This window comes from Fulvivirga imtechensis AK7, from assembly GCF_000331535.1.
Taxonomy (GTDB): domain Bacteria; phylum Bacteroidota; class Bacteroidia; order Cytophagales; family Cyclobacteriaceae; genus Fulvivirga; species Fulvivirga imtechensis.
In genome coordinates this window covers 17,097-41,985 of sequence record NZ_AMZN01000022.1, presented here as the reverse complement: position 1 = coordinate 41,985, position 24,889 = coordinate 17,097, and the positions used below count along the sequence as shown (strand labels likewise).

General features: G+C 42.5%; 21 protein-coding genes. 8 read left to right on the top strand and 13 right to left on the bottom strand.

The genetic code is table 11. From position 1 onward, the window contains the following. Positions 1 to 174: 174 nt before the first annotated feature. A complete protein-coding gene (locus C900_RS06890) occupies positions 175 to 981 on the bottom strand; it encodes a helix-turn-helix domain-containing protein (protein ID WP_009578983.1) in 807 nt (268 codons plus the stop codon). A 181-nt stretch (positions 982 to 1,162) separates the two neighbouring features. Here C900_RS06890 and C900_RS06885 point away from each other — a divergent pair, with 181 nt between their 5' ends. The 4 genes from C900_RS06885 to C900_RS06870 all read left to right on the top strand — a co-directional run bounded on the left by C900_RS06885 (position 1,163) and on the right by C900_RS06870 (position 4,241). Continuing rightward, positions 1,163 to 1,741, top strand: a complete 579-nt coding sequence (locus C900_RS06885; RefSeq protein WP_009578982.1) for a toxin-antitoxin system YwqK family antitoxin — start codon at positions 1,163 to 1,165, stop codon at positions 1,739 to 1,741. A 162-nt stretch (positions 1,742 to 1,903) separates the two neighbouring features. Then, positions 1,904 to 2,329, top strand: a complete 426-nt coding sequence (locus tag C900_RS06880; protein WP_040495976.1) for an Hsp20/alpha crystallin family protein — start codon at positions 1,904 to 1,906, stop codon at positions 2,327 to 2,329. Positions 2,330 to 2,445: 116 nt separating this feature from the next. Then, complete coding sequence (locus C900_RS06875; RefSeq protein ID WP_009578980.1) at positions 2,446 to 3,954, top strand: Do family serine endopeptidase; 1,509 nt, start codon at positions 2,446 to 2,448, stop codon at positions 3,952 to 3,954. A 104-nt stretch (positions 3,955 to 4,058) separates the two neighbouring features. Beyond that, on the top strand, positions 4,059 to 4,241 hold the full coding sequence (locus tag C900_RS06870; protein ID WP_009578979.1) for a hypothetical protein: 183 nt from the start codon (positions 4,059 to 4,061) through the stop codon (positions 4,239 to 4,241). Positions 4,242 to 4,841: 600 nt separating this feature from the next. On the opposite strand, the gene C900_RS06865 is transcribed toward C900_RS06870, so the two are convergent. After that, positions 4,842 to 5,741, bottom strand: a complete 900-nt coding sequence (locus tag C900_RS06865) for a UbiA family prenyltransferase (protein WP_040495974.1) — start codon at positions 5,739 to 5,741, stop codon at positions 4,842 to 4,844. Positions 5,742 to 5,795: 54 nt separating this feature from the next. Between C900_RS06865 and C900_RS06860 the strand changes: the two genes are divergently transcribed. Next, on the top strand, positions 5,796 to 6,887 hold the full coding sequence (locus C900_RS06860) for a type III polyketide synthase (protein ID WP_009578977.1): 1,092 nt from the start codon (positions 5,796 to 5,798) through the stop codon (positions 6,885 to 6,887). Then, entirely contained in the window at positions 6,887 to 7,600 is a 714-nt protein-coding gene (locus C900_RS06855) for a methyltransferase domain-containing protein (RefSeq protein WP_009578976.1), read from the top strand. The genes C900_RS06860 and C900_RS06855 overlap by 1 nt, the downstream gene beginning before the upstream one ends. Here the strand turns inward: C900_RS06855 and C900_RS06850 are convergent. The 11 genes from C900_RS06850 to C900_RS06800 all read right to left on the bottom strand — a co-directional run bounded on the left by C900_RS06850 (position 7,597) and on the right by C900_RS06800 (position 21,555). Continuing rightward, positions 7,597 to 8,169 (bottom strand): hypothetical protein, encoded by a 573-nt coding sequence (locus tag C900_RS06850; RefSeq protein ID WP_009578975.1) that lies wholly within the window; start codon positions 8,167 to 8,169, stop codon positions 7,597 to 7,599. The two genes, C900_RS06855 and C900_RS06850, sit on opposite strands and share 4 nt — an antisense overlap. Positions 8,170 to 8,208: 39 nt before the next feature. Further along, the gene (locus C900_RS06845) at positions 8,209 to 8,940 is read right to left on the bottom strand and encodes a sensor histidine kinase (protein WP_009578974.1); all 732 of its coding nucleotides are present in this window, start codon (positions 8,938 to 8,940) and stop codon (positions 8,209 to 8,211) included. A gap of 10 nt (positions 8,941 to 8,950) precedes the next feature. Beyond that, positions 8,951 to 9,691, bottom strand: a complete 741-nt coding sequence (locus C900_RS06840; RefSeq protein WP_009578973.1) for a hypothetical protein — start codon at positions 9,689 to 9,691, stop codon at positions 8,951 to 8,953. Positions 9,692 to 9,942: 251 nt separating this feature from the next. Continuing rightward, positions 9,943 to 10,599, bottom strand: coding sequence for a response regulator transcription factor (locus C900_RS06835; protein WP_040495970.1), 657 nt, complete (start codon positions 10,597 to 10,599; stop codon positions 9,943 to 9,945). A 5-nt stretch (positions 10,600 to 10,604) separates the two neighbouring features. Then, positions 10,605 to 10,967 carry a response regulator transcription factor gene (locus tag C900_RS06830; protein WP_009578971.1) on the bottom strand — a complete coding sequence of 121 codons (363 nt, stop codon included), beginning with the start codon at positions 10,965 to 10,967 and terminating at the stop codon, positions 10,605 to 10,607. Continuing rightward, a complete protein-coding gene (locus tag C900_RS28180; RefSeq protein ID WP_009578970.1) occupies positions 10,964 to 13,321 on the bottom strand; it encodes a hybrid sensor histidine kinase/response regulator in 2,358 nt (785 codons plus the stop codon). Before C900_RS28180 ends, C900_RS06830 begins: the two co-directional genes overlap by 4 nt. Next, entirely contained in the window at positions 13,318 to 14,769 is a 1,452-nt protein-coding gene (locus tag C900_RS06820) for a sensor histidine kinase (protein WP_009578969.1), read from the bottom strand. Before C900_RS06820 ends, C900_RS28180 begins: the two co-directional genes overlap by 4 nt. Beyond that, positions 14,762 to 15,193 (bottom strand): response regulator, encoded by a 432-nt coding sequence (locus C900_RS06815; RefSeq protein WP_009578968.1) that lies wholly within the window; start codon positions 15,191 to 15,193, stop codon positions 14,762 to 14,764. Before C900_RS06815 ends, C900_RS06820 begins: the two co-directional genes overlap by 8 nt. 11 nt (positions 15,194 to 15,204) lie before the next feature. Continuing rightward, entirely contained in the window at positions 15,205 to 17,790 is a 2,586-nt protein-coding gene (locus tag C900_RS28175) for a PAS domain-containing protein (RefSeq protein WP_051052796.1), read from the bottom strand. A 235-nt stretch (positions 17,791 to 18,025) separates the two neighbouring features. After that, entirely contained in the window at positions 18,026 to 18,859 is an 834-nt protein-coding gene (locus C900_RS06805; protein WP_157493926.1) for a toxin-antitoxin system YwqK family antitoxin, read from the bottom strand. 272 nt (positions 18,860 to 19,131) lie between these two features. After that, positions 19,132 to 21,555, bottom strand: a complete 2,424-nt coding sequence (locus tag C900_RS06800; RefSeq protein ID WP_009578962.1) for an ABC transporter permease — start codon at positions 21,553 to 21,555, stop codon at positions 19,132 to 19,134. A gap of 349 nt (positions 21,556 to 21,904) precedes the next feature. On the opposite strand from C900_RS06800, the gene C900_RS06795 reads away from it, so the two are divergent. Further along, positions 21,905 to 23,281, top strand: coding sequence for a sigma-54-dependent transcriptional regulator (locus C900_RS06795; protein ID WP_009578961.1), 1,377 nt, complete (start codon positions 21,905 to 21,907; stop codon positions 23,279 to 23,281). 266 nt (positions 23,282 to 23,547) lie between these two features. Next, positions 23,548 to 24,888: a sensor histidine kinase gene (locus C900_RS06790; RefSeq protein ID WP_009578959.1), complete on the top strand. Its 1,341-nt coding sequence runs from the start codon at positions 23,548 to 23,550 to the stop codon at positions 24,886 to 24,888. Position 24,889: the final 1 nt, after the last annotated feature.

Here is a 24,889-nt window from a genome sequence, read left to right as displayed (position 1 = left end):
TTCGGGAGAAGGATCTTCCTAAGTTGTTGGTAGTATCCTTGAACTTAGTAAGATTCTTCGTGCCTCCCCGAAGGCAAGTTCGGGACAGGCAGAATGACCTTAAAAGAGGTTTTTAGGTTATTTTTGGGTACGAATACAATTTAATCGGTTCTACTATATCGAACTCACGTTAAATTAACATCTCCTCAGAAAAAAATTGGCCATATCAGGTTGGTCAAAAATGTATTTCGAAGGGTCTTCACCCGTAAACTGCCTAAAGCTTTTGATAAAATGAGACTGATCAAAATAACCCGATTCGAAAACGATATCACTCCACGAAGGATCTCCTTTTTGCATCAGTTCAAAGATGGTATTGAATTGTAGTATGCGAGCATAAAACTTAGGGGATAGCCCAACATAATGGCTAAACAGCCTCTCCAACTGCCTTTCACTCAAACCAATAGCTTCTGTAATTTCCTTTATTTGGCGGCTACCCTTTCGCATCATCTCAATAGCCATCCTTACCTTGTTCTGAATTGCACCACGAGAATGCACCTCTTTAAAGTAGTCCTCCACCATCACAATTCGCTTCTGGTTGTCAGTAGCGCTTCTGAGCCTTAGTGCTAACTTATCCACCCCAGGTATAAGCTTTTGCGCATCCACTACTTTGTCTGCCAACTGATTCATCTTTAGACCGAACAATTCAGCAAGCGCTGTTGGCTTAAGTTTGACGCCCACCATTCCGACATGTCTCGTATTTCTAAGAAAGAAGTGCTTTCTGATCTGTCCTGCCACCAGGCTGTAGGGCTGGGTCTGCCAGTCGCTTTCCAGCTTGATCTCATAGGCATCGCTATAATGAAATATCAGTTCGGTATAGCCATCCGGTATGATCTTTTGCTCCCTGACCTCCTCCTGCTGCAGATTTTCAATGATCCAGTAGCAATCGATGAATTCTGTCAATCCCGGGGCAGGGTCAATACGTTGATAAATGGTATCTTTCATAATTCTTCAACACAGTGTGTGAATGGTAACTCTCATATTATTCATCGCACCGTTAGTAGGTGTAAATTAGTACTATCAGCCATTATTTCAATAAAAAAATAGCTGTTCGTTTTTTCCATTATCATTGTATTATTTAATATTGAGATCATTTTTTGCAAATTATTCCTTAAAACACGTGACTATGAAAAAGATACTAGCAATTTTATTTTCCATAAGTATAATTGCCTGTAATCAGCAGGAGAAATTTAGCGAAGCAACCATTGAGGGGCTGTCTGAGCTTCCCGCAGGGGCCACAAAAGAACCTTATGAAGATAATTCTGATCTGGTAAAAGTATCTATTAATTATCCTGACGGGAACATACAGTTTGAAGGTGACTATCTTGAGGGCAAGAAAAGCGGCAACTGGACAGAGTATTTTCCCAACGGGGTTGTGAAGTCGGTAACGAGTTATGTAAATGGCATACAGCAGGGGGTTTTTGTGGAACTGGAAAATACAGGCCAAATACAAAAAAAGGCTTACTATCACAACGGAGAGCTACACGGTAGCTACATTGAGTACAACCGGGCAAGAACCAAAGAAAAAAGGGAATATATAAATGGAAAATTGGAAGGGGTGGTGAAGATATACTATCCTGATGGCAAGCTACTGGAAGAGAGCCCATATGTTAACGGCAAGCGACATGGACTGGCGAAATGGTACGACCAGGAAGGCAATGTTAGCATCGAATACGAGTACAAGGACGGGGAACTTGTAAAGTAATTTTAAAAATTAATTTCAGCCTCAGGCTGACAAATTTAAAGACCTCGGAAGCCCTTCTACTGTCATTTTTTCATACTTAGCGCTCCACATCATGTCTGGCACAAGAGTTGTTTCTTATTAGTAAAAACTAATGATGTTAAACTGATTAAATAAGGAGGTATTATGTCACTTGTTAGAAGATCAAATGATTTGTTTCCTACTTTCTTTAATGACTTTTTAGGAAATGATTGGTCCAACATAGAGAGGACCACGAGTATGCCTGCCGTTAATATCAAGGAGAACAAAAATGAGTTTGAGGTAGAGGTTGCTGCTCCTGGTATGAGTAAAAAGGATTTTAAAATAGAATTAGATAACAATACATTGACTATTTCTTACGAACGAAAGGAGGATAAGGAAGAGAAAAGTGAAGAAGGTCAATATACCAGAAGAGAGTTTAATTACCAGGCTTTCAGAAGGTCCTTTACCCTACCCAACACGGTAGAAAGCGACAAGATCAATGCGAAATACGATGAGGGTATTTTGAGGCTTACGATCCCTAAAAAGGAAGAAGCCAAGCAAAAAGCATCAAGAGTAATCGATATTTCGTAAAACTTACGAGCAGGCCGGTTGCGCCTGCTCATCTTACCTTCAGGATCAGCAGAATTAGTTTGAAACTTTTGATTGTCAATCCGGTCAATGAATGTTTTACTTAAAATTGTTAAAAAATGAAAAGATTTAGCGCATTAATTGCTGCCGCAGTACTGGGCAGTGCGTTAACCATAGGCTCTTTTCAGGTCTTTGATCTGAATGATAGCAAGGTGCTGAAAGTGGAGCATGTGGATAGCGTACCTGCAATAAAGGCAGTTTACAGTAAAAATGAAAAAGGAGAGTTTGCACCCCTGGATTTCACCGCTGCAGCGGAAAAAGTAATGCCGACAGTAGTGCATATCACGTCCAGGCAAACTAATAGCTATACCGCACAGGACCAACGCCAGCAGATCCCGGAGCCTTTCAGAGACTTTTTTGGCCCCTTCCTGAGAGAAGATGGACGACAGCCAATGCCACGGGTGGGTAGCGGCAGTGGTGTGATCATTAACTCCGATGGATATATAGTTACGAACAACCACGTTATAGCGAATGCCGATGAAATAGATGTAACGCTTCATAACAACAGAAGCTACAGCGCTAAGATTATCGGCTCCGATCCGGCCACAGATATAGCGCTTATCAAAATTGAAGAAAAAGGATTGCCCTACTTGTCATTCGTGAATTCCGATGCCACCAGAGTAGGAGAATGGGTATTAGCAGTCGGAAATCCCTTTAATCTGAATTCAACAGTTACCGCTGGCATTATCAGTGCCAAAGGAAGAAGCATCGGCATACTTCAAAGTGAAAATATTACCGGTGATAACCTGACAACAGCTATTGAATCTTTTATTCAAACCGATGCTGCCGTTAACCCCGGAAACAGCGGAGGAGCATTAGTCAACCTTAATGGTGACCTGATCGGTATTAACACGGCAATTGCCAGTCCCACAGGCTCGTACTCCGGTTACTCATTTGCGGTACCATCTAATATTGTGAGCAAGGTAGTAGAAGACCTGATGGCTTATGGTACTGTACAGCGAGGCTGGCTGGGTGTACAGATCCAAAATGTAACTAAGAAACTGATGGAAGATCAGGATCTTAAAGTTATCTCCGGAGCATATGTAATGGGTGTTGATCCTTCAAGCGGAGCCAGAGACGCAGGAGTAAAAGAAGGAGACGTAATTGTGGCTATTGATGGCAGAGATATTAACAACACTGCTCAATTGATCGGGTACATTGGTAGTAAAAGACCTGGTGATAAGATAAAGGTTACTGTAAACCGTGGGGGTCAGGAAAAAGAGCATACTGTTACATTAAAGAACCGGGAGGGCACTACTGAAATCGTAAAAGTAGAACGAAAAGAGGTATTGACCAAACTAGGGGCCGAGCTTGAATCTGTGGATAAAGAAACACTTAAAAAGCTCAATATCAACTCCGGAGTACGCGTAAAGTCGCTTCGCCCCGGCCTCATCAGGAAATCTACCGATATGCGTGCCGGGTTTATCATAACAAAAATTGATGGTAAGGCCGTGAAGTCAAAAGAAGATGTTGTTAAAACACTGGAAGGTAAGGAGGGAGGCATCCTGATAGAGGGAGTATACGAAAATACACCTGGCACTTACTATTATGCGTTGGGATTGTCATAAAAGCCATATAAAATTTCGTTTTATGCATCCAAGGTTAGAAAAATTTCGTATACTTATAGTAACTAAAGAACAAGATCTTTGAATTAAAATAGTTGGAATTGCCTATGAAAAGACTCTTTAAGAAAGGAGAGCGGGTGAAGAATCGAAGAGATGGAAAAGTGATGGAAGTCTTGAAGTACATCAAAGATAAAAGCTCTTACTTAGTGGAATGTGCCTGGTTTGATTTAGAGAAGAAAGAGATCAGGACCTACAAATTAAAACAAGATAAACTTTTAAAAGCGAGTTAATAAAGTCCCCCGATTTTCGGGGGCTTTTTAATTTTAATACCATTATAGCTACAAGCAGCAAGCAAACAATAAATCAGTAGGCAGAAGCACCAACCATAACAATTGACCGTTCTTCCGACTTCGGACTTCCGACTCCCTAACCCACCTCTGTATCTCCTCCCGGGAGGAGAGTAGTTCGCGTGGTTTCGATGCAAACTCGTCTTCCACTCAAGACTCACGACTAAAGACTAAAAAATTGCCGATTGCCCTTGCCGATTGCCAACTTGTCCTCGGGAAAATGCTAAATCAAATTATCGTAACTTTATTAGCACTGTCCTCCGCTGGCGGAGGTGGCCAAAGGCCGGAGGTGGACAAACTGAAGAGCACCGAACCTCATCGCTAAAGTCTCCCCGGCCTGGGAAGATGCCCGAAGAACAGAAGGGTGAACTTCCGACTCCCTTACCCACCTCTGTATCTCCTCCCGGGAGGAGAGTAGTTCGCGTGGTTTCGATGCAAACTCGTCTTCCACTCAAGACTCACGACTAAAGACTAAAAAATTGCCGATTGCCGACTTGAATTCGGGGATGGCTTCGGTCTTCGGGCTTACAACTCACCGCTCACCTAATATCCCGCCTTTAAAGCCTGCAGCACCTGACTACTGTCAAGAAAAAACCAGATGAAGAATATATTCAGGCATAATGCAGACACAGTATTAAGTCGCATGGTGTGCGAATAATCCGCTTTGGAAGCATCCTTATGCACACGCAGATACCAATAACCGAAATACAGAACGACCGGAGCCATACTCAAAATAAAATGCCATGCGTACTTTTCCTGATGGTACTCCAAAAAGTAGTAGAAAAACATAGCTGCTCCTATTGAAAAAGAAAAGGCTGTAAAATAAAAAGTCCCTCTCAGCCCAAGCCGGTAGCTCAGCGTGATATCTCCACGTTTTACATCCTCCTCATGCTGATAGATCTGGGTCATAGGATAAGAGCCCCACAGTATCATAGAAGTAAGCAATCCGGGAAAGACAACATGCCATTGACCGAATACCATAAAATCAAATGCATTAAGTCCCATATAAGCCATTAGAAAGGTGAAAGTACCCTGAAAAAAACCGGCAATAAACCAGCTCAGCCAGGGGTACTTCTTAATTCTCACTGCTGGATGGCTATAAGCCTTGGATACCAGTCCATAGACAAAAAGCATGATGGCAAATTCCCAACTGATCATAAGGCCAAGAACTATCGCTATGAAATCAAAAAACAGGGCCGTATAGTAAAGCCCCTTTGTTACCTTAGGCGGATGCTTTAATCCGCCTATGCTTTTTTCATCCTTGTCAAAATAGCTGTTGAAACCATTACTTGCCGGGTAGAGAAAAAAATGTAAGCTGATGAAAACAATGATGATCCTGCTAACATTAATATTTGGAGAAATGGCTAATGCAAACAAAAAAACAGGGAGTAAGAAAAATGAGAATGGTATCCGCAGGTGCAGCCAGGTTGATCTTTTAAACATATTGATAGTGGTTTGTCCCAAGTTATCAATTTTTAATTTATTATTATTGAGTAAATGAGCTCATATATAACATCTATAGGAACGGCTAACCCCGACCATCAGGTTAATCAGCAAGAAGTACTTCAGTTTATGACCAAGGCACACCAATTAAGCCCTTCTGAGGCGAAGGAGCTCAGGGTGCTTTACCGTGCTGCCGGGATAAGATCCAGATATTCCGTCATAGAAGATTATAAGTCCCCTATTCAAAATACATTCTACCCAGACAATGACGCACTGGAGCCATTTCCGTCAACAGGCCTGCGTATGCGGTTGTTTCAGCAAGAGGCACTTCCCTTGTGCCAGCGGGCCGCCAAAGAGGCGCTACACAACACACCTGCCAAGGCGGTAACACACCTGATCACAGTAAGCTGTACAGGTATGTATGCTCCCGGTCTGGATATAGAGCTCGTAGACCTGTTAGGGCTAAATACTCATGTGGAAAGGACCGGAATACATTTTATGGGGTGTTATGCTGCATTTAACGCCCTAAAAGTTGCCAATGCCATATGTACGGCAAACGAAGAAGCACAGGTGCTGGTAGTATGTGTGGAGTTGTGCAGTATTCACTTCCAAAAGGAAAAAACAGAAGACTATCTGCTCTCAAATGCACTTTTTGGCGATGGGGCTGCTGCCCTGTTGGTAAAAGGAAAGCCGGAACCGGGGATCAATTTGAAAACAAGTGCTTTTTATAACGATCTTTATCGCAACGGGCATGATGACATGGCCTGGAAAATTGGTGACTTTGGATTCGAGATGCGGCTGTCGGCTTATGTCCCTGACTGTATAGAATCAGGAATACAATCATTAGTACAAAAACTCAAAGTACGATCCGGGATCGAAAAATTTGATTATTATGCCATCCACCCGGGTGGAAAAAGAATACTGCAGGTGATAGAGAATGAGCTGGGTATAAGCAAAACGGAAAATTTTGCCGCCCATGAAGTATTGGCAGGCTTCGGAAACATGTCGTCCCCTACTGTGTTATTTGTGCTGAAATTAATTTATGAGCGCCTGCAAAAGAGCGATGAAGGAAAAAACATACTGGGACTAGCCTTTGGTCCCGGCCTCACACTGGAAAGTATGCTGCTAACTATAAACTATTGCTGATGGCATCAAAATTTGCATCCCGAAGCAACGAAGCCGAACTGATGGACGACCTGGAGAGCTCCGGAGAGGTGATCGATCAGACTTTGCGTGAGCTGGAGGTGATCAATAAATGGCTTGGTGGCAATCAGGTGACTATAAGCGGGCTTAACAGGCTGGTGACAAACGCAGCGCTACCCATCAGGAAGCTGAAAATAGTAGACCTGGGTTGTGGAGGTGGCGATATGCTTAAGCTTATTGCCAGGTGGGGTCGGAAAAAAAAGCTGGACATCGAGCTGATCGGCATTGACGCCAACCCCAACATTGTGGCCTTTGCTGAAAAAAATACCAGGGAATATCCTGAAATAAGTTATAAGGCTATCAACATTTTCTCTGATGAGTTTAAAGCACTGTCGTTTGATGTTGTAACCTCTACTTTGTTTACCCATCACTTTACCAATGAGCAGTTGGCTGCGCTCTTCGGTCAGCTACGAATGCAAGCATCATTGGGAATGGTAATCAATGACCTGCACCGCCATTGGTTTGCCTATCATAGCATCAAAATGCTGACTGCGGCATTTTCCAGATCAGAGATGGTGCGCAATGATGCCGCTGTTTCCGTTCTTCGTTCATTTCACCAGTCGGAAATAGAATCTATTATGAAAAAAACATCCATCGAAAATTATAGTATCCGATGGATGTGGGCCTTCAGATGGCAGATCGTTTGCTGGTTTTAGTCCATATGCACTGTCACGCTAATGTCATGCGGTGCAGTCTCATCACCTCCGAAGTAAGGAAACAACATGTAATTGATACCCCCTGAGCAGTTAGCATTTTTATTTACCTCCACCCGGACAGTATTGTTAACTGTAAAAACGTACTTGTTATCTACGATTTCAATTTTATAATCATTCATTTGATCTAATGAGACACTGGTAATGTATTTGATGGTTCGGTTGCCATTTACATAGCAATAAGCATGTATCTCGAGCTGCTCGTTATACCATCTCCATCCAAACCTGGCGCTGTTATCCTGATGGTGATTATTACAGTCTGAGAAGCCCAGTAGCTTATTTATATCAGCCTGATTTTCTTCTATTTGTGTTTCATAGATAGCGCTTTTATCAAATTTTGCGGCAAAGCTCATGGCTTTTTTATCAAATGGTTTTGGGGTCCGGTTGGATTCATGAGCTCCCTCTTTTATAATATAGACCTTCTCTCCATCCAGATCAAAAGGAGAGTCTATCTGGATGTCGCAGGCTGTAAATGTTAATGATACTAAAAAACCGAGTACTAACTTTTTCATTTTTGATCTTAGAGTTTAAAAAATTTTAGTGTTAAAAAATTATTTGGTATTTGGAATTTTCACCACAAAATTGCTTCCTACGCCCTTTGAAGAGGCCACAGAGATCTCTCCTCTCAGCTTGGTAACCGCTTCCTGAACTATATAAAGACCAAGGCCTGACCCTCTGGAGGCTTCTGAAGAGCGATAAAACATTTTGAAAATATCAGACATAGCCTCTTTGGCTATTCCCTCTCCGTTATCACATATTTCTATTTGCGCCTGCTCTGTGCTAACCTTTACCTCTATATCTACAAATTTCTCAGTCTTCTTCATGTCCTGATAGTTGATGGCATTTTCGATAAGGTTGTGCAGTATTACATTAAGCCTCGCGTCATCAGAGTAGAATTTTTGCATTTGCTTAACCCTTACCCGCAGCTTGATCTTGTGGATCTTTGCATGCTCTACTCTCTCTTCTAAAATACGATTGATGATGCCAAGCAGGTCTACTTCATTTTTCAATACAGGGCCCCTGGCGTTGGCCACGAAGCTTTCAAGCGATTTGATGAAATTATCCATGCGCACCACACTTTCGTTGATCAGGTGCAGGCATTCATCCGTTACATCATTTCTGGAGGATTTCTCTGCTAAACGGATCAACCCCTTAATAGATGCCAGTGGTCCTTTAAGATCATGAGAACAGCTATAAACGAATTTATCCAGTACGGTATTCGCTTCAGACAGCTCCCTGTTCAGGAGCAGGTTCATTTCTTTAATGCTTAGTGGTGTTCTCATTGCTTTGTAATTAATTTTTCCTGCCAAACCTCACTCCAATATTGAGTGCATAAATGTCTTCAATACGGGTGTTGTCAAAGGCCTCTGTATCAGCTACCGTACTTAGAGGGAAACCGGATTTTCCCTCCAGAAAAACATGGACAAAATCCCTTTCTCGCTCTATCTTATATTCTATTCCTACTCCCAGATTAAGATTGATCATGCTGATCCTTCCCAGGTAAGGCTCCCGGCCCGCAGCTCCTTTGCTTTCAGCGCGATCAGCTTTGTCAATATAGTGGCCATAGAACCTCAGAAGTTGATTGCTGACCCCAGTTAAAAAGTAAAAATCAAATCTATCAGAGGGAATGTGCATGGCCTTGAACGCATAAATATTAGAGCTCAGCTCCATTTCCAGCATATCTATAGTCCTGCTGATACTCGCGGCTGAATAATAAAGCCCGATTAGCCTAAGTGTAATGCGGCTGTAACTATTGCCAAAGGTAAATGCGGCATTACCGCCCTCTTGCAATACTTCAAGATTACTGATCTCCGGAATATCACTTTCCAAAAATAAATGCCTCGTGCCCAAGGAAGCTTCAATACCTCTGTATTTGAAAATCGAATTATTTTCTTCCTCCACCCTAATATCCGAAGACACATCCTGGCTTGAAGATAATCCTTGAGCGTTGGCATAAAACGTAAGAGCAAGCAAGGTCAAAAGGAAAACACCTAATTGAATAAGTCCTGCAAAAAATCTGTTGTCAGCTCTCATATTAAAAAATTCTTTATGCAAAAGTGGACAAACACAAGAGGCATTTTATGAGGGTATCCCTGAAAGTAAAAAATCAGAAATTTGCTGATAAAAAGGGGCGAGAAAAGAGGATATAGCGACCTTTATCACAGGTGCGGACAGGGTGTTATGAAAACTGTATGTTCAAACTCAGAGTTCATCTAAGGGAAGCCGGGGGAAACCCCGAACCTGACTTAGGGGATATTACTGACAACCACTACTAAGTGATGCTATCAGAGTTCGATAATGTTATTTTTAATGGCGTACTTTACCAGTTCTGCCGTATTTTTTAACCCTAGCTTTGAAAGAATATTGGTTTTATGTGTTTCTACAGTTTTGATGCTGATAAACAATGAGTCAGCTACTTCCTGGTTAGACTTTCCCAGAGCAACCTGTTCCAGCACCTCAAACTCGCGAGTGGTCAGATCCTTACTTTTCTGTACCGGCTTTTTTTCGTCCGACTCCTGCTGATAAAACTGCTCAAAAACAATATTCATTACCGTAGGGCTAAAATATTTCTCACCTGCGTATACCTTTTTGATCGCGTCAACGAGCGTTTCTTTGCTAACATCTTTTGGCAGGTAGCCATTTACCCCTACCTTTGCGCTCAGCGAAATAAAATCCTGGTTTACTTCACCCGAAAGCAGGATTACTTTTATGTTGCTGTTTTGTTCTTTGATCCAACGAGACGCCTCGATACCAGTCATCCCTTTCATCATAATATCCATGAGTATAATATCAGGATTAAGGTCCTGAGCGGCATTGATCGCGTCTTCACCGCTCTCCACTTTTCCGACTACGTCTATGAATTCTACATTCTTAAGCATTGACGCAACACCTTCTCGCATTAAGGCATGATCATCTACTAACAATATTCTTATAAGTGCCATGGATATTAGTTAAGCAATTTTTCTATGGAAGATAACAATTCATCCGCAGTACAAGGCTTTCTAAGGTATAAATTTGCTTTAAGTTCTTCAGCTTTTTGCATATTTTCCTTAGCGGCCTGCGCAGAAAGTACAATAATAGGGGTAGTTTGATGTTTGTCTACTGACCTTATCTTCGATATAAGTTCAAATCCATCCATTTCAGGCATGAGTATATCCGTAATGATCAGATGCGGATTAGACGTGCTGATCTTTCTCATGCCATCAAAAGCATCATAGGCTGTAATCACCTCATAACCTTCCATGCGTAAAATATCGCTGATCTCTTCCAGCAGATGCAGCGTATCATCAATAATTAATATTTTTTTCATGCAAATGGTATCTCAATCTTTATTGCCGTGCCTTTTCCAACCGCACTGTTTACCTCAATAGTTCCGCCTTGCAGCTCTATGGCCTTTTTCACTATTGATAAGCCCAAGCCTGTGCCTTGTATGGCTCCAACGCTACTGGCTCTGTGAAAAGGCTCAAAGATCTTTTCCTGATCTTCTTTTTCTATACCCATACCCCAGTCTCTAACCAGCATGGTTAATTTATAAGCAGTACATATTACGTCTAACAACACTTTGTCCTTTCCGGGAGAAAATTTAATCGCATTGGTAAGCAGGTTGATCAATATATTTCTCAGTAGCTTCTCATCTATGCTGATCTCTTTGGTTTTGCATGAAATTGAGAATAAGATCTTATGAGTATTTTTAGTGCTATGGGAAACCTCCTCAATTATTTTTTTGCAGAAGTCGCTGATGTTGATTACAACCGGATGAAGCTTGATCTTTCCTGACTCACTCTTTCCGATAAGCAATACATCATCGAGCAAGTAGGTCATATGCCCCACTTGTTCTTCTACCTTATCCAGCTTACGCAGTACCTCCTCGGGTTGCAACCTGGACAAGTATTTTTTAATAAAATTAGTGGCAAAAGTGATCGTTGACAGCGGAGTGCGAAATTCGTGCGAAGCCATAGAAACAAATTTGGATTTCAATGCCACCAGCTCTTTTTCTTTCATTAAAGCTTCATTAAGTTCCTTAGTTCTCTCGGCGACCTTCAGTTCCAGGCGCTCCCGATACTCGATCAGCTCAGTGATATTTTGACCAACGCCCACAACACCAATGATCTCCGCGTGCAGATTTCTGCGAGGAGTGGCGTTAAAAAGCATGGTCACCACCTTGCCATTTCGGGTATAGATCGGAAGCTCATAGTTCGTCACATCCTTTCCTCTCAGGGCATTCTTAAGCAGGTCAGTAACCGCCACTTTGTAGCCATCGAGAATAAACTCATCGATAAGCTTCTTTCCCATTACCTCTGATTTTGCATACCCTGTGATCTTTGCTGTCACCTGGTTCCATTCATTGATCTTACCATTCCAATCAATGCCAAAAATGGGTGCGTTAGCAGTATCAATAAGGTTGGTCAGCTCCTGGGCGACTGCCGTAACCCGGTCCTCATACACCTTTTGTTCGGTGATGTCGGAAAATGATACTACTACACCAACGTTGCCATTGGGCTGCAAAAAAGGCTGTGAGTTCATTGAAAGCCAAATAAGATCCCCCCGGTCTCGCACACCCATAATTACCTGTGAGCAGGGCTTACCTGTGCGCAATGTTACAGGTGCAGGCATTTCGTCCTGAGGGTAGACAGACATGTTTGGCTTGATAAATTGGAAATTCTCCAGAAGCTCTTTCTCAAAAGCCTTGCTACTTGCTGCCTTAGACCTCAGAATCTGAGCAGCGCTTTTATTAAAAGCTCCAATATGGCCTTCATCGTCATATAATATAACCCCTTCGGCAATGGATTCAACCACGCTCTGGTATTTGGCCTCACTTTCAATCAGCAGATCGTGAGCCAGCTTTTGCTCGGTGATATCCCTGGAGGTACTCAGCACCCTGATCAGTTCATCGGATTTAAATACAGGCTGCAGAATAGTTTCTACGTAAATATAGATGCCGTCTTTGCGCCTCATCCGGTATGAAAAGCGCACCACTTTACCGGGAATATTAGTTTTGAACAGGTTGCTGTATTCTTCTTTCCGGTTGGCTGTATCATCCGGGTGAATAAGGTCAAAATGCTTTTTGCCTATTAACTCTTCCGGTGAATATCCCAGAATTTTATACACCGATGGGCTCACCCATAAATAGCTGCCGTCCGGATTGTGAAGGCACACAAGGTCCTGGATATTTTCAGCCAGCAGCCGGTAGCGTTCTTCACTTTCTTTCAGCGCCTCATCAGCCGCTGCCTTGGAGATAATTATTTTACTATCCCTGATTTCTTTTTCAACTGCCGGTGCAAGCCTTGCCAGGTTGTCTTTAAGTAAAAAATCATTAGCCCCGGAGCGCATGGCCTCCACGGCTACCTCCTCACCTATAGTGCCGGATACAATAATAAAAGGAAGGAACGGGTACTTCTTTCTGGTAATTTTGAGGGCTGAGATAGCATCAAATTGCGGCAGGCTGTTATCACTGAGTACAACATCCCAATTATCCGTTTCCAGGGCCTTCTCATACTCCTGAGCCGTTTCCACACGCAAAGAGTTGACCTGATAGCCTTCATTTTCTATTTTTCTGATGATAAGGTTATAATCATCCTCTGTATCCTCAACAACGAGGATGTTAATATGCTGCGGATCGTCTTCTGTCTCCGGATGCGGTGAATGTTGTATTTTTTCGATCATTCAGTCGAAGGGTTTTGTTCCAGGTCGGGAATAGTGACCTCAAAGCGGCAACCCTCTCCTTTTTTGCTTTCAAGAGTTATAGAGCCCTTTATCTTTTCCACCGCATTTTTTACTATATATAAACCCAAACCTGAACCGGAAGAATACTCATTGGCCCGGTAAAACATATCAAAGACCTTTTCCTGCAACTTGCTGGAAATACCTTCCCCATTATCCTGAACCTGTACCCTCAAGCCGCCTTTGACCTTATTGGCACTCACCATCACCCAGGATTTACGATTGCGGTCGGTGCTTCTGTATTTAATAGCGTTTTCCAATAGATTTTGAAATATAGAGGACAACAACCTTCTGTCGTTGCAAACCCTGTGTTCGCTATTAAGGTTCATCATTATCTCAACTTTTGAAAAGCCTTCGTTATATTTCAGTCCTTCGCTTACATCACTTATTATTTCGGAGACGAAAACTTCCTCCGGAACGATCTGCCCCTGCTTTATCCGGGTCAGGTTCAGCAATTCATCCAATGTTTTCTTCAGTTGGAAAGCGCTCTTATCCAACATGCCCAGATAATTCCTGAATTCCTCATCGTGGAAATCCATATAACCGATATTGATCAGGCCGAGAATAGAGGCCACAGGCCCTTTGAGGTCGTGAGAAATACGGTACATCAGGGTTTCCAGCTCCGTATTGATCTTGCGAAGGTTTTCTTCTGCCTGCTTTTGTTCGGTGATCTTTCTTACAATTATAGACACGCCCTCTTCGGTAGGATAAATACTGCCTTCAAAATATTCACGGCCATCATACTCAAACGAAATGTGCTCAGATTTGCTGTTTTTCTGTACAGACCTTATCTTTTTCTCGATCCTGGTATCTCTCCACTCGGGAAATAGAGACAGGATAGCTGCTCCCAGTACATCATTCTTTACGTTAAATTCCTTTTTTGCCGCACCATTGCAATGAATAATATTGAGCGAATGATCCAATGCTATAAAGGCATCTTCAATGCTTCCTGACAGAAACTGATACATCTTCTGGCTTTTGGCAAGCTTTTGCTCCGCCGCTTTCCTTCTTTGGCGATTATTCGCTTCTTTTAATTCTCTGGCTATAGCGGGGATCAGTCTCTTTAAGTTTCCCTTTAACATGTAATCATTTGCTCCCGCACGCATGGCCTCCACTGCCGCCTCTTCTCCTATTGTGCCTGATACTATAAAAAAAGGTATATTCTGATCGAAGGAGCGGGTGAGTTTAAGGGCCGTGGGTGCATTTAACCTCGGAAGCCGGTTATCACTGATCACCAGGTCCCAATGCCGGGCAAGGTTTTTTTCCAACTCTTCGGCAGTTTCTATCCTTTCCGCCAAAACATTATAGCCTGCCCGCCTGATCTCCCTAACCAAAAGGTCAAAGTCGTCAACGGAATCTTCGATAACCAGTATTTTCAACTCCTCATTCATTTATTACAGGATTAGGTTCGTTTAATACAAGCCAGTACAGCCCAAGCTGGCCTACCGCTTCGGTAAATTGGGCAAAATCAACAGGTTTTCTGATATAACTATTTGCTCCCAGGGAGTAGCTTTTAACAATATCTTCTTCCTGGTTAGAGGTGGTTAAAACCACTACCGAATATCCTTTGGTTTTTTCATTTTTCCTGATCTCTTTGAGCACTTCCAGGCCATCCAGCTTTGGTAGTTTAAGATCCAGGAGAATTAGCGCAGGTTTCACCAAGTTTTCTCCATTTCTTCCGAAGAGTTTGTCCAGCGCTTCCACGCCATCCCTCACTATAACGACTTCATTGGCTATGTTTTTCTTTTTTAACGCTCTGAGTGTAAGTGTTATATCGTCTTCGCTGTCTTCTACCAAAAGTATTTTTCCTGACATGGTTTTGATGATTAAGTTAAAGTAAAATAAAAACAAGAGCCGACCCCCAGTTCGCTCTCCGCCCAGATCTCACCTCCATGGCGATGGATCACTCGCTTTACGGTCGCCAGCCCAATTCCTGTTCCTTCAAATTCCTTTGCGGTATGCAGTCGTTGAAACGCTCCGAACAGCTTATCCGCATATTGCATGTCAAACCCGACCCCATTATCCTTAATGAAGAAAGTATTCTTTCCATTGGCAGAATGCTCTCCAAACTCCACTTTCGGATGATCTTTTACCCGAGAATATTTCGCTGCATTTTCGAACAGGTTTTCAAGGGCTACAGTCAGCAACCCCTGGTCTGCATGCGCTTTCAGGCCCGGCTTGATTATAAATTCTGTGTTTTGGTATCTTTCGGCCTTTAATGCTGTAGCCACCTGCTCAGCCACCTCAGATACATCTATAATATCAATCTTCATATCTTGTCTTGTAATCCGTGCCAGGGCAAGCAGATCGTCAATAAGATGGCCCATGCGCACACTAGCTGCAGAAACCCGGTTAAGATAGTCATTACCCATTTCATCGAGTGAAGTGGCATAATCTTCAAGCAGGGCCTGGCTAAAGCCATGAATACTTCTCAATGGTGACCGCAAGTCATGTGACACTGAATAGCTGAACGCCTCCAGCTCCTGGTTCATTGCCTCCAACTGCGCGGTACGCTGCCTCACTGTCTCCTGAATTTTCTCCTCAGCCATTTTCCTTTCCGTGATGTCCAGTATCTGAGCGATAAAGTATTTTGGTTCCTTGTTAGCATCTTTGACCAGGGAAACATTGAGTTGGATCCAAATGCTTTTACCGTCTTTTCTCAGATAGCGCTTATCAGCCTGAAAACTGGCTATTCTGCCTTGCAGAAGCTTCTTAATTTGCTTAGCGTCACTGTTCACATCGGAGGGATGCGTTATCTCGCTAAAATCCAGGTTGAGCAATTCTTTTTCAGAATAATTGAGCATACTCGCAAGCGCCTGATTAACCTTAAACAGTTTTCCCTTCAGACTTACCAATGCTACACCAATGGGCGAATAGTCAACCGCAGCCCTAAACCTTTGTTCACTTTCCTTAAGTGTTTCTTCATATGCTTTGGCGGCCGTAATATTTATGGAAAGGCCCACTATTGATTCAGCATTACCCTGATCATCGGTAATCACCTCTCCCTTAGACTGTATGATCCTTATTTTACCCTGGCCGGTGCGTATCCTGAATGTAACATCAAGCTTCACCTCTCTTTCCAATGCTACGGCAATGGCTTTGTTTACTTTCTGAGTATCATCTTGATGTATGCGCTGCATAAATTCATCAAGAGTACCCTTGAACTGCGCCTTAGGGTAATCAAAAAGCTGATGCATATAATCGTCCCATTCCAGCTTATTTTCTTTGATATGCCAGTGCCATACACCTATTTCCCCTGCTTCCAAAGCCATAGTGAGCACCCGCCTGCTCTCCTCAATTTTTTGTTGTGAAGTTTTGAGCGGATCAATATTCATTATCAGCCCCCGTAAGGCTACAACTTCATCTTCGGGCTTCACAGGTATACCTACCGCCCTTGACCAAAGCATCTTCTTGTCACCTGTAATGATTCTTATTTCCTTGTCATAGGGTATTCCTTTTGCCACTGCTTTCCTTGCAAGCTTCAACACCGCCTGGCGATCTTCAGAGTGTATGTACTGCAGGCACTCCTGAACCGTCAAAGGCCCTTGCGAGTCCACATTATAGATCTCATTTACCTCCCGTGAAAAAAAGACCCGTTGGCGTTCCAGATCAACTTCCCATATACCTATGCCTGCCGCTTTTTGTGCTGACCTGAACAGATCATTTATCCTCTTCAGATTCTGATTTGATTGTTGAAGGTCAGCCGTACGATCCTCTACTTTCCGCTCCAGTTCCTCATTGAGCCGTCTAAGCTCAGCTTCAGCGGCCTCACGTTGCTTTATCTCGAGATGCAGCCTTTCATTTAAAAAAGTAAGTTCGTTAATGAGTTTCTCAAGCTGCTGAGGACTTTTGAATTTGAGTACTTCCGGGGTAATTTTAACAAGCGCAAATACTGTACCCAGGGAAACCACAGCCGTAGCGAACCTGATTACCGCGCTAAGGCCATAAGCAGGCCACCAAAAGATAACAGCGTCCATCAAGTGTGTGAGACCACATGCCAGAATAAAACTTATGAACAAAATAAAGATCGACCTGAAAGGGAGCTTCTCCTTCGCCCTGTACAGGTAAAAGCCGAGGATGAGTGGTATCATGAAATAGGCCAGCCAAATCAGGACATCGGAGGTAATATATAACCATCCGTGGAAAGGTGTCCAAATACCACAATTCCAACGCGCAGGCCAATCGTCCGTACTAAAAATATTCGAGAAGAAGCTTTGCTCTGTTTGTGCAAGTTTTAGATCAAACTTCGGGTCCGCTGGTTTTATTGGTTCAATCGCAACTGAGGGAGCTGTTTCACAGGTTGAAATTGATCGGTTGCGGTCAGGCCTTTCCTTCGCAAATATATTTACTATTATTAGTACTATTAACAATATGGCCGAACATATTGGTAAATACCAAAAGGCACTTCTCATTGTCATTTATAATTTCAGCAGTACGGAAATAGTAATAAAGTAATGTAACAAAATGTTCCCGTTTTTTAAAATCAGGAAAATTGGCACATGTAAGTTTGTGGCAAGAAGTGTTTTAGTTTTTTAGCCGCAAATTGGACTTATAAATTTCCAAATATAAAGAAAGTCATGATCTGGTAGCAAATTAAATTATTACAAGTGTAATAAAAGCATAACTTATGAAGAAGAAGAAGATCAGCTAGCGTTTTTCATATACCAACTGCCCCCGGAGGTTCCACTCTTTCCAGATATATGGTGTATGTGATTTATTAAAAGGCTCTTTGCTATACCGGATAATCTTTTTTCTTCTTCCGTTAGGATAGTATTCCACCCAATCCCCGACTCGGTTATCCCATTTGAATTCCCCTTTCACGGCCACCTTTCCATTCTTATGAAAATAATAGTAGTAGCCTTCCTTTTCACCATATTCAATGGGCACGATCTCTTTCATTTTCTGGCGCTCACGATCATAGTAGCTAACAAGCGATTCTTTCGGCCAGCCTTTATAGTATTTTTCTTTATCTACCAGAATATCATCCTTATCGTATTTTACCCAGCGCCCGTGCTTCATCCCTTTGTAAAATATTCCCTGTTCCAGTACCTGGTCTCCCTGCATTTTCTTGTAAGGCCCGTGCAGGATGGCACCGTATTCCTTGTCTACCTGGCCCTCGCTTCTTATGTTTCCCCTTCTATAGTCAATCCAATAGATATCTCGTACATACGGATCCGGATCTTCATATTCTTTAAGTACATAAAAGAGTTCATAGGTTTTACTATTACCACTGCCTTTTTGGGTATAACGTTTTTTGGTCTTCAGCCCATAAAATACATTCTTTTTGGTTTTTTTCTTCTTAGGCTCTACATACTCCTCTTCCTCTTCATCATCAAGATCAATGGTAATAGGGGTATCGATCGTAAACATTTGATCGGTACTCTCAGGATCCACCACCTGGCTGTAGCTGGCGGCAGCTATAAAGCAGAGAAGAAAATAGAGAATGTATTTCACGATATGACCTCCTTCATAGTTTGGCAACGTAAATAACCATTTTTTATTTTTTATCTCAAATAAATTTACGTGCCTAAAAGTTCAGTGGTGAAACTGTTAAGTGAAATCATTCAATAGATCCCGGTCTTTGGTGTGTAAAGTTCTGCGTCTATTTAGTGTTTGTAAGAAAACTCTAAGTGGTTTTAAGAAATGAAGTCCCAAAAAGCGGAGCATACTGAGGTACGTGAGCATTTTTGGGACAAGCACAACGCAGACATTGGCGTTTTTTTAGAGACACTATTTATATTGCGTCACCTCAGCTATTCCTCTTTCAGTTTATCGACAGGATTGGCGCTCGCAACTTTTATGGTTAAGTATGAAACAGTAATCCAGGCAAGAAGTATTAGCGCGGTTGCTGCTATCAGGAAACTCAGTGGGTTGATCTGCACCTTAAAAGTGAAGTTTTCCAACCACCGGCTCATAAGTAGCCATGCCAATGGCACGGCTATGATGATCGCTAAAGCTATCAACCTGGTGAAGTCACTGATCAATAGCGCCAGTATTCTGGATGTAGAGGCACCGAGTACTTTCCTGATACTTACTTCTTTAGCCCGCTGGCTGAAGCTTAATGATGCCAACCCGAACAACCCAAAACATGCAATAAGAACAGCTACCAGTGAAAACCCACTGAATACCTGGGCTGTCTTTTCCTCTGAAATATATTGATTTGAAAGGTCATCTGACAGTATCGAATAATCGAATGCAAATCTGTCTTCAAATTTTCTCCAGACTATTTCTACCTGTTCCATACTTCTTCCAGGGTTATCCGAATTGAGCTTTAACAAAACGTGATTGTAGGAAGGGCGTAGCTTGAATAACAGTGGCTGTACCTGCTGGTGCAACGATTGATAATTAAAGTCTTTTACTACTCCTATGACCGTTCCACGCATAGGCGAAGGTTCAACATCCCACTCCCAGACAATTTCACTTCCTACCGGCTCTTCCAGACCAAGATTTTTTGCCGCCTTTTCGTTGATAACAAACACATTGGCACTGTCATAAATTGCTGCCGCTGAAAAGCCTCTTCCGGCTATCATTTCAATGCCAAGCGTTTTAAATACATCATAGTCAACGAATACCTCCGAGGCGTCTACCCTGTTTTGAATGTCAGCAGTGGAAAAAATCGGATTTTGGTTGTATTGAGTCCCCGGAATATTAGAGGCCGCAGACACATATTGCACCCCGGGAACGGTAAGCAATTCGTTTTTCAGTGCATCAAAATTTCCAAGCAATTCATAATTCTTCAAAGGTATGGTTATTACCCTTTCCTTTTCAAAGCCAAGATCTTTGTTGTGGATAAAGTATAGCTGATCATAGATCACAATGCTACCACAAATGAGGACCATTGAGATCACAAACTGAAAGATGAGCAGTGCTTTTCTGAACATAGCTCCTTTTGGTTTTATCTTGTCTATTCCTTTCAGACTTATTACGGGATGTATTGATGAAAGGAACAATGCGGGATATAAGCCTGCTATCAAGCCGGTGACTAATCCGCAACCCAGTAAAGTCATCATTAGTTGCGGCTTCTCGATGTATTCAATATCCAGCGATTTATTAGTTATTGCATTAAAGAATGGCAATGATACTTCTGCCATAAACCCTGCCAACACCATGGCTAAAAAAGCCGTAAGTAAAGATTCTCCCAGGAATTGTAATGATACCTGCTTTTTGTATGCTCCGAGAGACTTCCTAATGCCTATTTCTTTTGATCGCTCTGTGGAACGGGCAGTGGTCAGGTTCATGAAGTTCACGCAAGCTATGATCAGGATGAATAAGGCTGCTGCCGTCATAATGTAAATATATTCTATATTACCGTTATGCCCCAGTTCCCACCTGATCCTGGATTTTAAATGAATGTCTGTCAAAGGTTGTAATTTGAAATGGTCATTATTCTCCATTGCCGCCCTTATCTCTTCCTCCGGCACCTCTACATAGCCTAATGCCCAATCTACCAGTTGGTCTTCAAGTTTTTGAGGATCACTTCCTGCATGGAGCCTGATATAATTGAAATGTCCGAAATCAGCCCATGAGTAATAGGAACTTCCGGGATTCGAAGCTTTAAGTGTAACATACGAAACCAATATATCAAAATGAAAATGAGAATGTTTCGGTACATCTTCAAAAATACCCTCCACAATTAATAATGTCTCATCATCATTGATGGCTAATGACTTTCCAATTGGGTCATCATCGCCAAAGTATTTCCTGGCGGTACTTTCAGATAACAGGAGGCCCCCCACATTTCGAAGTACCTCATTTTGGTTGCCTTTTGTCAGCCTGAAAGAAAATACATCAAAGAATGTGCTGTCTACCCCCAACACATTCCTTTCATCATAAGTTATGTCATTATCAAGGTTTCGCACCGAAAAGGTTTGTTTGGTTAAACCCGGTCCCCAGATAGGAGAAAGGGTAGTAGCAGCAGCTACTTCAGGAAAATCACGCACCATGGCCTGGGCCATAGGATGTGGCGTACGTGTTTGTGGGTTATCGTTAAACCAGGCAACCCTGTAGATATCGCCTGCGTGGTCGTGAAACTTGTCATAACTAAGCTCATCCTGCACATAAAGCACAATAAGCAGCACACATGCAATGCCGAAACCCAACCCAAAGATGTTGATGAAAGAATAGAGCTTATTCTTCAGTATATTTCGGACAGCGATTTTTAGGTAGTTCTTGAACATCTTAACAAATAGTTAATTTTTAATATGAGAAGCCAACAACTGTACCATTAAAATCAATATATTGATTATCAGTGTTTTATGAGTGAACATTATCAGAGTTGATACTCCGTATGTTCCAATAAGGAACAATTATTTGTTTCATACTGAAACATTACTGTACTTTATAATCAGTGTCTATAAGAAAGCTCTTGCCGTCATCGCGCCTGTCCCGGGCTTGCCACGGGGAGGAATCGAAGCGACCCCTTCTTAATGCACGCTAAAGAAGGGGGATTGCCGCACTTCGTTACCGATGACGATAAATTGTGAGTTTTTCTTAGAAGCACTTAGTAGGAACAAGACCGTTAAATATATGAAAAAAGTCCCAGCTCATATTCTTGTCATTGATGATGATCCCGATGTTTTGCATACGGCCAGGATAGTACTCAAACCTCATTTTTCGAATATCACTGTAGAAAGCAGTCCTGAACAGATCAATTATTTGCTTAATCATAACCATTATGACGTTATTCTCCTGGATATGAACTATACCACTGGCGCCACCAGCGGTAAAGAGGGACTTTTCTGGTTAAAAAATGTCATCAACAAAAATCCGGGCCAGCAGGTAATTATGATGACCGCCTATGGCGATATCAAACTGGCTGTAGAAGCCATGAAGATAGGAGCGGCAGACTTTGTGGTCAAGCCATGGGAGAATGAAAAGCTTCAGGCGACTGTATATGCTGCTTACAATCACCATCAGTCCCGGCAGGAAGTGGAGCTGTTGAAGTCAAAAAATAGTGGGTTGACCCAGCTTTTGGGAGGTGAGGAAGCAGAGATTATCGGGCGCTCGGAAGCGATGAGAAAAATATTTGTCACTATAGACAAGGTGGCAGGCACTGAGGCCAATATTCTTATTTTAGGGGATAATGGCACCGGCAAGGAAATGGTAGCCCGGGCGCTACATAATAAATCACCGCGCAATGATAAGGTTTTCATCAAAGTGGATCTCGGATCTATTTCCGAAAATTTGTTTGAGTCGGAGCTTTTCGGACATAAAAAGGGAGCGTTCACGGACGCACGGGAAGACCGCACCGGGCGATTTGAATTAGCTGATCAGGGTACATTGTTTTTAGATGAAATCGGCAATCTTTCCCTTCCCATGCAAGCGAAGCTATTAACTGCTATACAGCATAAGGAAATTGTACGTGTAGGTGGAAACGAGTCTATACCTGTTGATTGCAGAATTATAGCCGCTACCAATAGCAATCTTAATCAATTGGTGGCTGCAGGAAAATTCCGGGAGGATCTTTTGTACCGGATCAATACGGTGGAAGTACATCTGCCGAGGCTCAGTGAGCGAGAGGAGGATATCCCGTTGCTAGCAGAACATTTTTTACAAGTATATTCACAGAAGTACCGCAAAAATAATCTGACGATCAGCAAAAAAGCATTGGACTTCCTCTCCTCATTTTCATGGCCTGGCAATATTCGGGAACTACAACATGCGATCGAACGAGCTGTAATTATGGCTGATGATAGCATATTACAACCAACGGATTTTTTGCTTAATGAAAAGGTCCAGACCAGCGGACCTCCTGACAGTGTAAATATGGACGAAGTAGAAAAAATGACCATTGAAAAAGCCATAGTTAAAAACAAGGGTAATATCAGCAAAGCAGCGAAGGAATTGGGACTGGGAAGAACTACCATCTACCGAAAAATGGATAAGTATGGAATTAGGTATTGAAGTCGGAGGTATGTGTTTGGTGTTTGGTGTTTGATGTTTGTCGGTTAGAGTTTGTCCGTTTGGGTCAAGTGATCGGCAATCGGTTTTTCACACGCGAACCACTCTCCTCCCGGGAGGAGATACAGAGGTGGGTATGGGAGTCGGAAGAGCTGGAAGATCGAAGTGGGAAGTATGTGTTTGATGTTTGCTTACAGCTTGAAGCTTGAGGTTAGTAATCGGTAATCATACAAGACAAAATTTAGTAGGAGCGGCCATAGCAGATAAAAATGAACCTTAAAAATTTTAGACTGAACATCCTTATTCGTGTGTTGCTCATGATGGCGCTGACACTGGGGCTGGCATTCGTTTTAGTCAGCACAGAGTGGTTTTTTACCCCACTGGTTATTGCGATATTATTACTGATAACAGTCATCAATCTTATTTACTATGCAGAAAGAATGAACAGCGAGCTTACGCATTTCCTCCTGTCAATCAAACAAAGCGGCTTCACCAATATTTTTAAAGGTACGGGAAAGGGGGCCAACCAGGCAGAGCTGAGCAAGGCCTTTAACGAGGTGATAGAGGAATTTCAGAAAATAAGTATTGAAAAGGAGTCGCAGTATCAATACCTCCGGACATTAAACGAAAATATTGGCGTGTCGATCATCAGCTTTACTGTTGATGGAAATATTGAACTGATGAACCCTGCGGCCAAAACCCTTTTAAAAAAGCCCTACCTGAAGCATATCAATGATGTGGTGGCTATTGACCCACTATTGTACCGGGTGATTACCGAATTGCCTTCCGGAGACCGGCAGGTAATAAAGGTTTTTATTAAAGATGAGATGGTACAGTTATCCGTTCAGGTAAAGGATTTTATCCTGCAGGAAAAAAATTTCAGGCTTGTGCTCTTGCAAAACATTCATATAGAGCTTGATCAGAAGGAAGTGGAAGCCTGGCAAAAGCTCATCAGCGTGCTTACCCATGAGATCATGAATTCAGTAACCCCAATTGCCTCGCTGAGCACAGCAGTGAACCAGATCCTGCAGGTCGATGACCTGGAAGCGCTCTCTGATGAAGATAAACACGATGTAGTCATCAGCCTGCAAACCATTGAAAACCGAAGCAAAGGACTCCTCAGATTTGTACATGCGTATAAGGATTTCGCCAAAACGCCTGAGCTCAAGATCAGTGATGTCAATATCACAGCGATGATAGAAAGGCTCACCCTGCTATTAAGGCCAGACCTTGACCGGGCAGGTATTACGCTAAACCTTGGCCTTAAGAGTAAGGAACTAAAAGTAAGGGCTGACCATGAATTGCTCGAACAGGTACTGATAAATTTGCTAAAAAATGCCATAGAAGTACTGGAAGACCAGGAAGCTCCGGAAATTTCCATTTCAGCCAGGCGAACGGGAGCCAGAAAAGTGGCCATAACCATAGAAGATAATGGCCCGGGCATCCCCAAGGAGCTGATAGACAGGGTGTTTATTCCGTTTTACACTACTAAGAAGAAAGGGACCGGAATAGGCTTAAGCTTTGCCCGACAGATCATGAAACTCCACAATGGTAGCATCACTGTGCAATCAGACCCCGGTAAGGGTACAGCCTTTCATTTAGAATTTTAAA

Bases quoted from the DNA above. Each gene is read 5' to 3' on its own strand.
- C900_RS06890 (WP_009578983.1), bottom strand. From the start codon at position 981: ATGAAAGATACCATTTATCAACGTATTGACCCTGCCCCGGGATTGACA.
- C900_RS06885 (WP_009578982.1), top strand. From the start codon at position 1,163: ATGAAAAAGATACTAGCAATTTTATTTTCCATAAGTATAATTGCCTGT.
- C900_RS06880 (WP_040495976.1), top strand. From the start codon at position 1,904: ATGTCACTTGTTAGAAGATCAAATGATTTGTTTCCTACTTTCTTTAAT.
- C900_RS06875 (WP_009578980.1), top strand. From the start codon at position 2,446: ATGAAAAGATTTAGCGCATTAATTGCTGCCGCAGTACTGGGCAGTGCG.
- C900_RS06870 (WP_009578979.1), top strand. From the start codon at position 4,059: ATGAAAAGACTCTTTAAGAAAGGAGAGCGGGTGAAGAATCGAAGAGAT.
- C900_RS06865 (WP_040495974.1), bottom strand. From the start codon at position 5,741: ATGTTTAAAAGATCAACCTGGCTGCACCTGCGGATACCATTCTCATTT.
- C900_RS06860 (WP_009578977.1), top strand. From the start codon at position 5,796: ATGAGCTCATATATAACATCTATAGGAACGGCTAACCCCGACCATCAG.
- C900_RS06855 (WP_009578976.1), top strand. From the start codon at position 6,887: ATGGCATCAAAATTTGCATCCCGAAGCAACGAAGCCGAACTGATGGAC.
- C900_RS06850 (WP_009578975.1), bottom strand. From the start codon at position 8,169: ATGAAAAAGTTAGTACTCGGTTTTTTAGTATCATTAACATTTACAGCC.
- C900_RS06845 (WP_009578974.1), bottom strand. From the start codon at position 8,940: ATGAGAACACCACTAAGCATTAAAGAAATGAACCTGCTCCTGAACAGG.
- C900_RS06840 (WP_009578973.1), bottom strand. From the start codon at position 9,691: ATGAGAGCTGACAACAGATTTTTTGCAGGACTTATTCAATTAGGTGTT.
- C900_RS06835 (WP_040495970.1), bottom strand. From the start codon at position 10,599: ATGGCACTTATAAGAATATTGTTAGTAGATGATCATGCCTTAATGCGA.
- C900_RS06830 (WP_009578971.1), bottom strand. From the start codon at position 10,967: ATGAAAAAAATATTAATTATTGATGATACGCTGCATCTGCTGGAAGAG.
- C900_RS28180 (WP_009578970.1), bottom strand. From the start codon at position 13,321: ATGATCGAAAAAATACAACATTCACCGCATCCGGAGACAGAAGACGAT.
- C900_RS06820 (WP_009578969.1), bottom strand. From the start codon at position 14,769: ATGAATGAGGAGTTGAAAATACTGGTTATCGAAGATTCCGTTGACGAC.
- C900_RS06815 (WP_009578968.1), bottom strand. From the start codon at position 15,193: ATGTCAGGAAAAATACTTTTGGTAGAAGACAGCGAAGACGATATAACA.
- C900_RS28175 (WP_051052796.1), bottom strand. From the start codon at position 17,790: ATGAGAAGTGCCTTTTGGTATTTACCAATATGTTCGGCCATATTGTTA.
- C900_RS06800 (WP_009578962.1), bottom strand. From the start codon at position 21,555: ATGTTCAAGAACTACCTAAAAATCGCTGTCCGAAATATACTGAAGAAT.
- C900_RS06795 (WP_009578961.1), top strand. From the start codon at position 21,905: ATGAAAAAAGTCCCAGCTCATATTCTTGTCATTGATGATGATCCCGAT.
- C900_RS06790 (WP_009578959.1), top strand. From the start codon at position 23,548: ATGAACCTTAAAAATTTTAGACTGAACATCCTTATTCGTGTGTTGCTC.